Source organism: Streptomyces sp. FXJ1.172 (assembly GCF_001636945.3).
GTDB lineage: Bacteria > Actinomycetota > Actinomycetes > Streptomycetales > Streptomycetaceae > Streptomyces.
Window position 1 is genome coordinate 7,315,967 of the sequence record NZ_CP119133.2, and the last position, 12,895, is coordinate 7,328,861.

At 72.9% G+C, this 12,895-nt stretch carries 13 protein-coding genes; 9 read left to right on the plus strand and 4 right to left on the minus strand.

The genetic code is table 11. From position 1 onward, the window contains the following. Positions 1 to 73 precede the first annotated feature (73 nt). From A6P39_RS32900 to A6P39_RS32910, 3 genes are read left to right on the plus strand one after another with little or no spacing between them, the layout of a single operon-like run. Positions 74 to 1,432, plus strand: coding sequence for a glutamine synthetase family protein (locus tag A6P39_RS32900; RefSeq protein ID WP_067054982.1), 1,359 nt, complete (start codon positions 74 to 76; stop codon positions 1,430 to 1,432). Between the two features lie 23 nt (positions 1,433 to 1,455). Continuing rightward, complete coding sequence (locus A6P39_RS32905) at positions 1,456 to 2,829, plus strand: aldehyde dehydrogenase family protein (RefSeq protein ID WP_067054986.1); 1,374 nt, start codon at positions 1,456 to 1,458, stop codon at positions 2,827 to 2,829. Further along, positions 2,826 to 3,608, plus strand: coding sequence for a 3-oxoacyl-ACP reductase (locus A6P39_RS32910; protein WP_067054989.1), 783 nt, complete (start codon positions 2,826 to 2,828; stop codon positions 3,606 to 3,608). Before A6P39_RS32905 ends, A6P39_RS32910 begins: the two co-directional genes overlap by 4 nt. Before the next feature lie 6 nt (positions 3,609 to 3,614). On the opposite strand, the gene A6P39_RS32915 is transcribed toward A6P39_RS32910, so the two are convergent. Continuing rightward, complete coding sequence (locus tag A6P39_RS32915; RefSeq protein ID WP_067054992.1) at positions 3,615 to 4,817, minus strand: amino acid deaminase/aldolase; 1,203 nt, start codon at positions 4,815 to 4,817, stop codon at positions 3,615 to 3,617. A 270-nt stretch (positions 4,818 to 5,087) separates the two neighbouring features. On the opposite strand from A6P39_RS32915, the gene A6P39_RS32920 reads away from it, so the two are divergent. From A6P39_RS32920 to mycP, 3 genes are all read left to right on the plus strand, one after another. Next, positions 5,088 to 5,678 (plus strand): hypothetical protein, encoded by a 591-nt coding sequence (locus tag A6P39_RS32920; RefSeq protein ID WP_067054995.1) that lies wholly within the window; start codon positions 5,088 to 5,090, stop codon positions 5,676 to 5,678. 127 nt (positions 5,679 to 5,805) lie between these two features. Next, complete coding sequence (locus tag A6P39_RS32925) at positions 5,806 to 6,975, plus strand: hypothetical protein (protein WP_234379231.1); 1,170 nt, start codon at positions 5,806 to 5,808, stop codon at positions 6,973 to 6,975. Continuing rightward, the gene (gene mycP, locus A6P39_RS32930; RefSeq protein ID WP_067054998.1) at positions 6,972 to 8,135 is read left to right on the plus strand and encodes a type VII secretion-associated serine protease mycosin; all 1,164 of its coding nucleotides are present in this window, start codon (positions 6,972 to 6,974) and stop codon (positions 8,133 to 8,135) included. The genes A6P39_RS32925 and mycP overlap by 4 nt, the downstream gene beginning before the upstream one ends. A gap of 20 nt (positions 8,136 to 8,155) precedes the next feature. Here mycP and A6P39_RS32935 read toward each other — a convergent pair whose 3' ends face one another. Further along, entirely contained in the window at positions 8,156 to 9,343 is a 1,188-nt protein-coding gene (locus A6P39_RS32935; RefSeq protein WP_234379233.1) for an alpha/beta hydrolase family protein, read from the minus strand. Positions 9,344 to 9,483: 140 nt separating this feature from the next. Continuing rightward, complete coding sequence (locus A6P39_RS32940) at positions 9,484 to 10,470, minus strand: serine hydrolase (protein WP_443053007.1); 987 nt, start codon at positions 10,468 to 10,470, stop codon at positions 9,484 to 9,486. On the opposite strand from A6P39_RS32940, the gene A6P39_RS32945 reads away from it, so the two are divergent. Beyond that, positions 10,454 to 11,185, plus strand: a complete 732-nt coding sequence (locus A6P39_RS32945) for an SseB family protein (protein WP_067055160.1) — start codon at positions 10,454 to 10,456, stop codon at positions 11,183 to 11,185. The genes A6P39_RS32940 and A6P39_RS32945 overlap by 17 nt on opposite strands. A 1-nt stretch (position 11,186) precedes the next feature. On the opposite strand, the gene A6P39_RS32950 is transcribed toward A6P39_RS32945, so the two are convergent. Beyond that, positions 11,187 to 11,543: a DUF1844 domain-containing protein gene (locus A6P39_RS32950; protein ID WP_067055003.1), complete on the minus strand. Its 357-nt coding sequence runs from the start codon at positions 11,541 to 11,543 to the stop codon at positions 11,187 to 11,189. Between the two features lie 356 nt (positions 11,544 to 11,899). Between A6P39_RS32950 and infC the strand changes: the two genes are divergently transcribed. Next, complete coding sequence (gene infC, locus A6P39_RS32955) at positions 11,900 to 12,562, plus strand: translation initiation factor IF-3 (protein WP_030654735.1); 663 nt, start codon at positions 11,900 to 11,902, stop codon at positions 12,560 to 12,562. A 112-nt stretch (positions 12,563 to 12,674) separates the two neighbouring features. Further along, positions 12,675 to 12,869: a 50S ribosomal protein L35 gene (rpmI, locus tag A6P39_RS32960; protein WP_003977225.1), complete on the plus strand. Its 195-nt coding sequence runs from the start codon at positions 12,675 to 12,677 to the stop codon at positions 12,867 to 12,869. Positions 12,870 to 12,895 lie beyond the last annotated feature (26 nt).

Genomic DNA, 12,895 nt, shown 5'->3' on the forward strand with positions numbered 1-12,895 from the left:
AATGGTTCTGAGCAATACCTTATGGCTCCCGGCCCGGCCGAAAAAGCGCGAAGGCGCCGAAGGAGGCTCTCCCGTGGCAGACCGCACACCCCCGCTCGGCGTCGAGGAACTGCACGCCCTCGTCGCGAGCGGTGAGATCGACACTGTCGTCCTGGCCTTCCCCGATATGCAAGGGCGTCTGCAGGGCAAGCGGTTCGCCGCCCGCTTCTTCCTCGACGAGGTACTGCACCACGGCACCGAGGGCTGCAACTACCTCCTCGCCGTCGACACCGAGATGAACACCGTCGACGGCTACGCGATGTCCTCCTGGGACCGCGGCTACGGCGACTTCGCCATGCGCCCCGACCTGTCGACCCTGCGCCGTATCCCCTGGCACCCCGGCACCGCCCTGCTCGTCGCGGACCTCGCCTGGAACGACGGCTCCCCGGTCGTCGCCGCGCCCCGCCAGATCCTGCGCCGGCAGCTGGAGCGGCTCGCCGCCCTCGGCTACACCGCCCAGGTCGGCACCGAGCTGGAGTTCATCGTCTTCAAGGACAGCTACGAGGCGGCCTGGGACGCGGGCTACCGGGGGCTCACGCCCGCCAACCAGTACAACATCGACTACTCCATCCTCGGCACCGGCCGCATCGAGCCCCTGCTGCGCCGGCTGCGCAACGACATGGCGGGCGCCGGCCTCACCGTCGAGTCCGCCAAGGGCGAGTGCAACCCCGGCCAGCACGAGATCGCCTTCCGCTACGACGAGGCCCTCGTCACCTGCGACCAGCACGCGCTGTACAAGACCGGCGCCAAGGAGATCGCCGCCCAGGAGGGCGTCTCGATCACCTTCATGGCCAAGTACAACGAGCGCGAGGGCAACTCCTGCCACATCCACCTCTCGCTCGCCGGCGCCGACGGCACCAACGCCATGGCCGACGGGGACGGCATGTCCGACGTCATGCGGCACTTCCTCGCCGGACAGCTCGCCGCCCTGCGCGACTTCTCGCTCCTGTACGCCCCGAACATCAACTCCTACAAGCGGTTCCAGCCGGGCTCCTTCGCCCCCACCGCCGTCGCCTGGGGCCACGACAACCGCACCTGCGCCCTGCGCGTGGTCGGCCACGGCCGCTCCCTGCGCTTCGAGAACCGCCTGCCCGGCGGGGACGTCAACCCGCACCTCGCCGTCGCCGGACTCGTCGCGGCGGGCCTGTACGGCATCGAGCAGAAACTCGAACTCCCCGAACCCTGCCCCGGCAACGCGTACACCGCCGGCCTCGCCCACGTCCCGACGACCCTGCGCGAGGCCGCCGAGCTGTGGGAGAACAGCCCCATCGCCAAGGCGGCCTTCGGTGACGAGGTCGTCGCGCACTACCGCAACATGGCGCGCGTCGAGCTGGAGGCCTTCGATGCCGCGGTCACCGACTGGGAGCTGCGCCGCTCCTTCGAACGCCTGTGAGCCAGCCCGTGAAAGGTCGATCCGTGTCCGACTCAGACGAGTTGAAGGTCCTCAACCCCGCCACGGAAGAGGTCGTCGCCACCGTCCCCGCCGCGAGCGAACAGGACGTGGCCGCCGCCGTCGTACGGGCCGTACGCGCCCAGACCCGGTGGGCCGCCCTCGCCCCCGCCGACCGGGCCCGGCTGCTCAGGCGTTTCGCGGACGTGGTCGACGCCCACCTCGAGGAACTCGCCCAGCTGGAGGTCCGCGAGGCAGGGCACACCGTGGGCAACGCCCGCTGGGAGGCCGGCAACGCCCGCGACCTGCTGCTGTACGCGGCCGGCGGCGCCGAGCGCCTCCTCGGCAAGCAGATCCCGGTGCCCGGCGGCTGGAACGTGACCTTCCAGGAACCCCTCGGCGTGGTCGGTGTCATCGCCCCCTGGAACTTCCCCATGCCCATCGCCGCCTGGGGCTCCTTCCCGGCGCTCGCGGCCGGGAACGCGGTCGTCCTCAAGCCCGCCGAGACCACCCCGCTCACCGCGCTCCGCCTCGCCGGACTCGCCCTGGAGGCGGGCCTGCCCGAGCACGTCCTCCAGGTGCTGCCCGGCCACGGCCACACCGCCGGACGTGCCCTGGTGGACCACCCGGACGTCGCCAAGATCGTGTTCACCGGCTCCACCCGCACCGGCCGCGAGGTCATGGAGCGCTGTGCCCGCCTGGTCAAGCCGGTCACCCTGGAACTCGGCGGCAAGAGCCCCAACGTCGTCTTCGCCGACGCCGATCTCGAGGCCGCCCTGAACCCGTTCTCCTTCCTGGACAACTCCGGCCAGGACTGCTGCGCCCGCACCCGCATCCTGGTCCAGGAGTCCGTCTACGACGAGGCCCGCGAGTTCCTCGCCGACGCGCTGGCCGTCGTCGTCGTGGGCGACCCCGCCGACGAGAAGACCCAGATGGGCCCGCTGATCTCCCGTCAGCAACTCGACCGCGTACGGTCCTACGTCCCCGAGGGCGCCCCCGCTCTGCGGGGCAGCGCCCCCGACGGCCCCGGCTTCTGGTTCCCGCCGACCGTCCTGACGGGGGAGCGGCCGGACGGCGAGGCGGCCCGCGAGGAGATCTTCGGCCCGGTCGCCGTCCTCCTCCCCTTCGCCGACGAAGCAGACGCGATCCGCCTCGCCAACGACACCCCCTACGGCCTCTCCGGCTCCCTGTGGACCCGCGACCTCGGCCGCGCCCTGCGCGTCTCGCAGTCCGTCCGCGCGGGCAACCTGTCCGTCAACTCCCATTCCAGCGTGCGCTACTGGACCCCGTTCGGCGGCTACAAACAGTCCGGCCTCGGCCGCGAACTGGGCCCCGACGCCCTGACCGCCTTCACCGAAACCAAGAACGTCTTCATCAGCACGGAGGGCCCCGCACAGTGACCGCAGAAACTGTTTGCCGCCGCCTGGTCGGCCGCACCGCCGTCGTCACCGGAGCCGGCAGCGGCATCGGCCTCGCCACCGCCCGCCGGCTCGCCTCCGAGGGCGCCCACGTGGTCTGCGCGGACGTCGACGAGGCCCGCGGCAAGGCCGTCGCCGACGAGGTCGGCGGACACTTCGTGAAGACCGACGTCACCGACCCCGAGCAGGTCGAGGCGCTGTTCAAGGCGGCGTACGACACCTACGGCAGCGTCGATGTCGCCTTCAACAACGCGGGCATCTCCCCGCCCGACGACGACTCCATCCTGGAGACCGGTCTGGAGGCCTGGAAGCGCGTCCAGGAGGTCAACCTCACCTCCGTCTACCTGTGCTGCAAGGCCGCCATCCCCTACATGCGCCGCCAGGGCAGGGGCTCCATCATCAACACCGCGTCCTTCGTGGCCCGGATGGGCGCGGCCACGAGCCAGATCTCGTACACGGCGTCCAAGGGCGGCGTCCTCGCCATGTCCCGCGAGCTGGGCGTGCAGTTCGCACGGGAGGGCATCCGGGTCAACGCCCTGTGCCCCGGGCCGGTCAACACCCCGCTGCTGCAGGAACTGTTCGCCAAGGACCCCGAGCGGGCCGCCCGCCGCATCGTCCACATCCCGCTCGGCCGGTTCGCCGAGGCCGAGGAGATCGCCGCCGCCGTCGCCTTCCTGGCCAGCGACGACTCCTCCTTCGTCAACGCCACCGACTTCCTGGTGGACGGCGGAATCGCGGGCGCGTACGTCACGCCCCTGTAGGGCCTGTCAGAGGAAGGTCCGTCCCTCACCCCGGTAGGTGGGCACGGTCGCCGTGACCGTGTCCCCCTCGACCAGGTGCAGTGCCTCGAACCGCTCGCACAGCTCGCCCGCCTTGGCGTGCCGGAACCACACCTTGTCGCCGATCAGCAGATCGTCGGCGGGCGAGCCGAGCAGCGGGGTCTGCACCTCTCCGGGGCCCTCCTGCGGGTCGTACGCCAGCCCCTCGGGCAGGTACGGCACCGGCAGCCGGTCGCGGCCGGCCGCGCCGGAGGCCGGATAGCCACCGCCGAGCACGGTGACGACCCCGACGCCCGGCCGGCGTACGACGGGCTGGGCGAACAGGGCCGCCGGACGGCCGGTGAACGACGTGTAGTTGTCGAACAGCCGCGGCACGTACAGCCCCGAACCGGCCGCTATCTCGGTCACGGCGTCCTCGGCCGCGGTGTGCTGCACACTGCCGGTGCCGCCGCCGTTGACGAACTCCAGGCCGGGGACGACGGCCCGGACCGCACGCACGGCCGCGGCCCGCCGCTCGGCCAGCTCCCGGCGGGCCGCGGCCTGCATCAGCCGGATCGCCCGCGACCTGAACGGCCGCCCGGCCACCGCGTCCCCGACCCCGGCGATGTGTCCCTCGTACGCCATGATCCCCACCAGCCGGAAACCCGGACGCCGGGCCACCGACCGTGCCACGTCGGCCAGTTGGGCGGCGGAGTGCAGCGGAGAGCGCAGGGCCCCGACCCGCACCCGGCCGCCCAGCAGCTTCAGCGAGGTGTCCAACTCCAGGCACACGCGGATGAGTTCACGTCCACCGTCGCGGGCGGCGTCGATGAGGTCGAGCTGGGCGACGTCGTCCACCATCACGGTGACGGCGCCGGCGAGTTTGGGATCGGCCGCCAGTTCCGCGAAGCCGGCCCGGTCGGCGGACGGATAGGCCAGCAGGACGTCCTCGAAACCGGACCGTGCGAGCCACAGCGATTCGGCCAGGGTGAACGACATGATGCCCTGGAAGCCGTCCTTGGCCAGGACCCGTTCCAGCAGGGTCCGGCAGCGGACCGACTTGCTGGCGACCCGGACCGGCTTGCCGGCGGCGCGGCGGACCAGATCCTCCGCGTTGGCGTCGAAGGCATCCAGATCCACGATCGCGAGAGGGGCGTCGAGATGGGCGGTGGCCCGGTCGTAACGGGCCCGGTCAGCGGCGCGCGCAGTCATGACGGAAGCCTGCCAGAGAGGATTACCGCAGGGTAGGGGGACGTTCCGGGCAGATGCCCCCGGCGCGTGGACTGGTTCTCTTTCTCCGCGGGACAACCCGTAGAGTGACGCGCACGTACGGCGGAACACGCCCGGCCGCTTCGGCTGAACCGGGATGCCGGTCCGGCCGTACGGGTATGCGTGCCCGGGACGGAGCTTCCGCGCCGGGCACGGCCGAACGGTGGAAGGGCCCGCGTACGCGAGGACGGCCCGGGCACGAGGAAACGGGGGGTGCATGAGCACGGAAGCGCGCCACGCCCCCGTCCCGCCGCGCCCGTCGACTCCACCGAGCCCACCCACACCGCCGCCTGCACAACACCCCTCCACCACTTCCCCACCCCCCGCCCCGAGCCCGTCGGCTCCGTCGCGCCCGTCGTCTTCGCCGGGTCCGTCGGCTGCGGCGCGCCCGTCTGCGGCGCACGGGCCGTCGGCTCCGGCTGCTCCGCCGCGCCCGTCGTCTTCGCCGGGCCCGTCGTCGCCGAGCCCGTCGGCTCCGTCGCGCCCGTCGCCTTCGCCGAGCCCGTCGGCTCCGGCTGTGCCGCCGTATCCCTCGACCGCGCCGAGTCCGTCCGCGCCGGCCGGGCCCTCGGGCTCGGCGCGCCCGGCCGGTCTGGCGCGTTCGTCGGGTGGCGCCGGGACGCCGCGTCCCCCGGCTCCGCCGGTCTCCTCCGCTCCGTCAGCGCCGCTGACTCAGCCGCGTTCACCAGGTGCGCCTGGGGCGCCGCGTCCGGCGGGTCCGGCGGGTCGTCCTGTGGAGGCTTCGCGGGGGGCCGTCGCGGGCGGTGCCCGGGTGCCCGAGCCGGCTCCGGTCGACGACCCTGACGACCCCGACGACGAGCCTTCGGTCTTTGCTCCGCCGGCTTCCCGGACGTCCGCCGGGGGCGCCGTGCGTGACGGGCGGGGGAGCGAGGACGGGCGCCGGCCCGTGGTGCCCGAGGGAGCCGATCCCGTGAGCCCGCCTCCGCCGCCCGCTTCGGCGCGGTTCCCCGACACGCCGCCGCGTGCCGGACGGCAGCGGCGCGGAGCCCCGGCCGAGACCTCGCCGGAAACAACCACCCGGCTTCGCCCCGTACCCGCGTCGCAGACTACGGCGCCCGAGCCCACGGCGTCGGAGACCACGACCCGGCTGCGCCCGGTTCCCGGTGCCCCGAAGACCCGGCGCCCCGGTGCCGCCCCCGTCCCCGTCTCCGCCGGGCCCGTGCGGGAAACCACCGCCTGGAGTCCCCTCGCGCCCGCCCATCCCGTCACCGGTCCGCCCGGGCCGGGCGCCGTGCCGGACCCGGCGCTGTCCTGGAGTGCCGGCGCGGCCGTGCGGCCCGTCGTGTCGCTCGGGCAGCCCGAGGCCTTCACCGAGCCGCAGGGGCACCGGGTGGGTCACCGCACCGCCGCCGCTGCCGCCTGCCTCGTGCTCGGTCTCGGCCTCATCGGCGGTGCCGCGGCCGGGAGTTGGCTCACCGGGGACGGCGGGGACGACGCCGCCGTCGACCACTTCACCACTGCCTCCTCGCTCTGGCACAGCGTGCCCGTCGACCAGCTCTTCCCGCCCACCGTCGACGGCACCGGCGCCGGACCCGGCGGAGCCGACCGCACCTGGACCAGGATCGCCGTGGCCCCGGACAGCGGCTGCGGCCACGCCTTCGACCCGCTGCTGCAGAAGGTCCTCGCCCCGCTCGGCTGCCAGCGCCTGCTGCGCGCCACCTACACCGACGCCACACAGAGCTATGTCACCACCGTCGGCCTGCTGTTCACCAAGGCCGACCCCGCCGCCATGTCCGCGTTCGCCACCCGCCTGCGCACCGAGCGCCTGGACCGGCGCACCGACCTGATGCCCCGGCCGTACGCCGCCGAGGGCACCGTCGCGGCCGCCTTCGGCGACAAACAGCGCGCCTCCTGGACCCTCTCCGTCCTCACCGACGCCCCCGTCGTCGCCTACGCCGTCTCCGGCTGGGCCGACGGCCGCAGCACCGATGCGCCCCAGCCCGCCGCCGACGCCGTCGGCTCCGGCGCCACCACCGCACCCGCCCAGGCAGGTCTCGGCAACGAGGCCCAGGGCCTTGCCGACCGGATCGAACGGCGGCTGCGCGAGCACATCGGTACGGCCACGGAGAAACCTTCATGAAGCGATCCGCCGGGGCGGCGCTGAGCCTGCTGCTCACCGGCGCTCTCACGCTGCTGCCGTGCGCCGCGGCCCACGCCGACGGCATCCGCGCCCAGCAGTGGGGGCTCGACGCCCTGCACCTGGACGAGGCCTGGCAGACCACCAAGGGCCGGGGCGTCACCGTCGCCGTCCTGGACACCGGCGTCGAGGACGACCATCCCGACCTCGCCGGAAACGTCCTGCCCGGCAAGGACATGATCGGCTTCGGTGCCAGGCGGGGCGAGCGCACCTGGGCCCGGCACGGCACCGCCATGGCCGGCATCATCGCCGGGCACGGACACGGACCCGGCGGCTCCGCCGGCGTCATGGGTGTCGCCCCCGAGGCGAAGATCCTGCCCGTCCGCGTGATCCTGGAGGACGGTGACCCCGCCCGCACCCAGGCCCGTACCACCCGGGGCAATGCCCTCGCCGAGGGCATCCGCTGGGCCGCCGACCACGGCGCCGACGTCATCAACCTCTCCCTCGGCGACGACTCGGACTCCGCGCACCCCGAGCCGAGCGAGGACGAGGCCATCCAGTACGCCCTGAAGAAGGGCGTGGTCGTCGTCGCCTCCGCGGGCAACGGCGGCGACAAGGGCGACCACATCTCGTACCCTGCGGCCTACCCCGGCGTCATCGTCGCGACCGCCGTCGACCGCTACGGCACCCGCGCCTCCTTCTCGACCCGCCGCTGGTACGCCACGGTCAGCGCGCCCGGCGTCGACGTGGTCATCGCCGACCCGGACCACAAGTACTACGAGGGCTGGGGCACTTCGGCCGCCTCCGCCTTCGTCTCCGGCGCGGCGGCCCTCGTCAAGGCGGCCCACCCCACGCTGAGCCCGGTCCAGGTCAAAAGGCTCCTGGAGGACACCGCCGAGGACGCGCCGGTGGGCGGCCGGGACGACTCCCGGGGCTTCGGCATGATCGACCCGGCGGCCGCGCTGAAGGCGGCCGGCCGGATCCGGTCGCAGAGCCTGCCCTCGGCGTCGTACGGCAAGAAGTACTTCGGTGCGGGCCCGGACGCCCCCAAGGCCGCCTCCTCGCCCGCCGACTGGGCGGGCCCCCTGGCCGGCGGCACCGGCGGGGTCCTGCTGGTGGCGGGCGTGGTGCTGTGGGTGGGGCGCAGGCGGACGGCGGCCTGAGGGCGCCGGGGCAGCGGCCGCTAACCGGCGATGTACAGGATCTCCGGGTGGCGCCGCGAGGCACCCCGCAGCAGCTGCCCGGTGTCCGGGCGGCCGCGCAGCTGGAGATCGAAGAAGGCCCGCACGGCCGCCCGTACGGCGGCGACGGCCCGGTCGGCGGGGATCGTGCCGGCCTGCAACTGCTGCCGCACCGCCTCGGGCAGCTGGGGCGCGACGGCCACGATGTCGGTGTAGGAGTTGTGGTCGGCGTCCGCGAGCCGCAGGCAGCGGTGCCAGCCGGTCAGGTGCTCCCAGAACGAGGGCCAGGAGGGATCCTGGTTCAGCCCGTCGTGGATCGCCGTGTCCATCAGCAGGAACGGCCGGTCGAGGCCGTGCTGGACCACCGGCCCGGCGAGGCCGCCGTCCAGGTCGACGCCGGCCCGCACCCGCCCGTCCAGGTACATCACGGCCGCCGCCGCGGCGCCGCCCCTGGAGTGACCGAAGACGCCGACCCGGGTCAGGTCCAGCGTGCCGCGCAGCCCGCGCGGGAGCGGACGCCGCTCGGCGTCGGGGTTGCCGCCACGGTCCAGCACGGCCAGGGCGTCGAGGACGAACCGCAGATCGGCGGCGCGTACGTCGACCGCGGCCGTGACGGCCTCGACGCTCCCGTCGCCGGGACGGGTCACCACCACCCGGCCGTCCGGGAACTCCACCTCGCCCGAGTCGTAGGGATGGTCGACCGCGGCCACGACGTAGCCCCAGGACGCCAGTTCCTCGATGACCAGCGTGTTGAACGTGCGGTCCGCCTGGTAGCCGGGCGAGTGGAGCAGCACCGGCCGCCGGCCCGGCCGGGCCGGCGCGTGGTCCGCGCTGTGCGTCCGCGGGAGCGCGTAGCCGTCCACCGCGCCTTTGAAGCGGGCCTTGAGCGCGCGCTCGGCTCCCGCCGGCAGCCAGGGCAGCATCGCGCGGTCACGGACGTCGACGGCCGGGTACGTCACGGTCACCATCACCTCGCGCGCCTGCCCCGACCAGGGATCGGTCCGCGAGGGGTCGACCAGGTGCAGCTCCACCGCGCCCACCGGAGCGGGCCCGGTCGGCCCGGCCAGCCGGACGGGGACCAGACCGGCCGCCGCCGCCGGAGCGGGCAGCGACAGCGGAACGGCCGCCGCGGCGACGGCTCCGAGGCCACCGGCTATGAGGGATCGGCGAGTTGGGCGTACGGGAGGCACCGCACTCCTTCCGTGGCCGGATCCGAGGTGCTCAGCAAAACGGTAAAGAGGGCGCCATCGTCCGGCCTGCTCATCGTCAAGTACCTTGAAGGCTAGATCAATTGACGACGGAAACCCGATCGATCACCGGTTCACACCGATCACTTACCGGTGAACGCCGACAGCGCCGCCCGTGCCGCCGCCTCCACCAGCGCGACGCCCTCCTCCTGGCTCCCGGTGCCCTTCGACAGCACCGCCACCAGGTAGCCGGTGCCGTCCACCGTCACCCGCCCGATGCTGTTCACGTCCCACAGCCCCGTCGTACTGCGCGGCAGCCAGCCGTTCTTCAGAGCGAAGGAGCCGGTGTCGGCGGCAGCCGACACCCCCCACCGCTGGTCGGCCTCGACCGATCCCATCAAGTCCTGGAGGTACGCCCGGGAGGCCGCGCTCAGCCGGGTGCCGCCGACCCCGAACACCTGCCGGAGCAAGGTGAGTTGGTCCGTCGCCGTGGTCTGGGTCAGCCCCCACAGCTCACCGTCGCCGCCGGAGGTCGCCGTCAGCCCGAAGCGCTCGTTGGCCGCGTCCAGACCCTCCGCCCGGCCGATCGAGTGCCACAGCCGCGTCGCGGACGCGTTGTCGCTGTTCTCGATCATCTTCGTGGCGTACGCCTTCTCCGCCGCCGTCAGCCGCCGGTCCGCGTCCTGGGCCTGGAGCAGCAGCGTGGCCAGGATGTCGACCTTGACGATGCTCGCCGCGTCGAAGGCCGCCTCCCCGTACCCGGCGCTCTCGCCGGAGTCCACCGCCAGTACGGCCGCCGACACCTCGGCGCCCGACGGCACGCTCACCGCGGCCATCGCCTCGCTCAGCAGCGCGCCCCGGTCCACCGCCGCCTTCGTCACCGATGCCTCCTCGCCCGCCCCGGCCGAAGGGGAGGCCGAGGGCGTCGCCGCCGACGATACGGCCGCGGCCCCCGCGTGCGCCCGTGCCTTCACATAGACCGTGCCGCCGACGGTGACGGCGGTGACGGCAGTCACAGGGTGACGGCAGTGAAAGACAGCGGTTACGGCGGTGACAGCGGTGTCCGCGGCCCGGCACCGGTCCGGCCGGCCGCCCCCGATAGGGTCGGTGACCGTGGCGAACAAGAACATTCCCGACCCCGGCTTCTCCGACGACGACGGCTCCGCGGACCCCCGGCTGAGCGCCGCGCTCGCCGCCTGGGCCGAGGACCGCGGCGCCCTCGAGCCCGTCCTCGAGGCCCTGAAGGGCGCCCGCCTGCTCGTCCCGGTCGTCGCCGTGCTCGGCGAGGTCGAGGAGGACGGGAACGGGCTGCGTCGCGAGAAGACCAGCGACATGGCCGTACCCACCCTGAAGGCCGGCCACCGCACCGCGCTGCCCGCGTTCACCTCCACCGGCTCGCTCGCCCGCTGGGACCCCGAGGCCCGCCCGGTCGCCGTACCCCTGCACCAGGCGCTGCAGGCCGCCGCCCACGAGAAGGCCGACACGATCGTGCTGGATCTCGCGGGGCCCGTGTCGTTCGAGCTGACCGGCCCGGCGCTGCTCGCCCTCGCCGAGGGCCGCACGACCACCGACCCGCTCACCGACCCGGCCGTGCTGGCGGCCGTGCGTACGGCCGTGGCGGCGGAACCCGCCGTGCTGCGCGCCCACCTCGGACCCGGGCAGGCCGACGGCACCCTCGCCCTCGTCCTCGACCCGGCCGCGGCGCCCGCCCAGGCCGCCCGCGCGGTCGCCGAGCGCCTCGCCGCCGACGAAACACTGAGGGCCCGCCTGGTGCGCGGCCTCGACCTGGCACTGCTGCCGGCCGGGACCACGCCTCCGGGCGAGCCCCTGTACGTGAAGGAATGAGTCAGCCGTAGACCGGGCCGGTGTACTTCTCGCCCGGTCCCTGGCCCGGCTCGTCCGGGACGAGCGACGCCTCGCGGAACGCCAGCTGGAGCGACTTGAGGCCGTCACGCAGCGGGGCCGCGTGGAAGGAGCTGATCTCGGTCGCGCTGGCGTCCAGCAGACCGGCGAGGCCGGTGATCAGCTTGCGGGCCTCGTCCAGGTCCTTGTACTTCCCGCCCTCCTCGCTCAGCCCGAGCTTCACGGCGGCGGCGCTCATCAGATTGACGGCGACCGTCACGATCACCTCGACGGCGGGGACCTCGGCGATGTCCCGGGTCATCGCGTCGAAGTCGGGGTTCTCAGGAGGGGTCTCACTCATGCCCCACACCCTAAGCGGTTCCCGATTACGGCTTCTCGATTAGGCCTTGTCAAGCGATCCTGCTAACCTGGTTTACGACCGGCCGGACATGCCCTGTGTGCAACAGAGCGTTCGGCCCACAAGTGGAGGCTCCGATCTCCCACCTGACCGTCCTCAGGGACGGCGGGTCACCCGGTCAGGCGGCCACCATCGTTCCGTACGGACGATGGAGTCGCCCGAAAGTGCGCCCCGCGGTCACCGCGGCGGTGCTCCGGTTGTCGTTGGAGCCCCGCCTGTGATCGGCCGGGGCATTTTTTGTGCTTCGGCGCGGTTAGGTCTAACGAACACAGACTTACGCGGCTGTCCGCCAGACAACCGTGTGGTGCTACCGAGGAGGATCCATCAGCGCCGAGCCCCGCATCAACGACCGGATTCGCGTTCCCGAGGTGCGACTTGTCGGTCCCAGTGGCGAGCAGGTGGGCATCGTCCCGCTCGCTAAGGCACTGGAGCTTGCGCAGGAGTACGACCTGGACCTGGTCGAGGTCGCGGCGAACGCCCGTCCGCCCGTGTGCAAGCTCATGGACTACGGGAAGTTCAAGTACGAGTCGGCCATGAAGGCCCGTGAGGCGCGCAAGAACCAGGCGCACACGGTCATCAAGGAGATGAAGCTCCGGCCGAAGATCGACCCGCACGACTATGACACCAAGAAGGGTCACGTCGTACGGTTCCTCAAGCAGGGCGACAAGGTCAAGATCACGATCATGTTCCGTGGTCGCGAGCAGTCCCGGCCCGAGCTGGGCTACCGACTGCTGCAGCGCCTCGCGGAGGACGTCCAGGACCTCGGTTTCGTCGAGTCGAACCCGAAGCAGGACGGCCGCAACATGATCATGGTTCTCGGTCCGCACAAGAAGAAGACCGAGGCCATGGCCGAGGCCCGTCAGGCGCAGGAGGCCCGCAAGGCCGAGGCGAAGGCGAACCCCGGTAAGTCGCAGAACCCTGCCGAGGCTGAGGCGCCGTCCGAGGAGCCCGCCGAGGCGTGATCCCGGGGGACAGCGGTCCCCAGTGGATGTAACCGAAAGAAGAGCGACGCTCCACCGTGCCCGGTTTCACGACCGGGCACCGGAGCGCCACCGACGAGGAGATAACGGCGCTATGCCGAAGAACAAGTCGCACAGCGGTGCCAGCAAGCGCTTCAAGATCACCGGCTCCGGCAAGGTGCTCCGCGAGCGCGCCGGCAAGCGCCACCTGCTCGAGCACAAGTCGTCCCGCGTCACGCGTCGCCTCACCGGCAACGCCGAGATGGCCCCGGGCGACGCCGCGAAGATCAAGAAGCTTCTCGGCAAGTGACGTGACCGGCGCTCGCCATCCCTGAG

Excerpts from the sequence above, each read along its gene's own strand:
- rpmI (WP_003977225.1), top strand. The coding sequence starts at position 12,675 with ATGCCGAAGAACAAGTCGCACAGCGGTGCCAGCAAGCGCTTCAAGATC.
- mycP (WP_067054998.1), top strand. The coding sequence starts at position 6,972 with ATGAAGCGATCCGCCGGGGCGGCGCTGAGCCTGCTGCTCACCGGCGCT.
- A6P39_RS32950 (WP_067055003.1), bottom strand. The coding sequence starts at position 11,543 with ATGAGTGAGACCCCTCCTGAGAACCCCGACTTCGACGCGATGACCCGG.
- A6P39_RS32915 (WP_067054992.1), bottom strand. The coding sequence starts at position 4,817 with ATGACTGCGCGCGCCGCTGACCGGGCCCGTTACGACCGGGCCACCGCC.
- A6P39_RS32940 (WP_443053007.1), bottom strand. The coding sequence starts at position 10,470 with ATGTTCTTGTTCGCCACGGTCACCGACCCTATCGGGGGCGGCCGGCCG.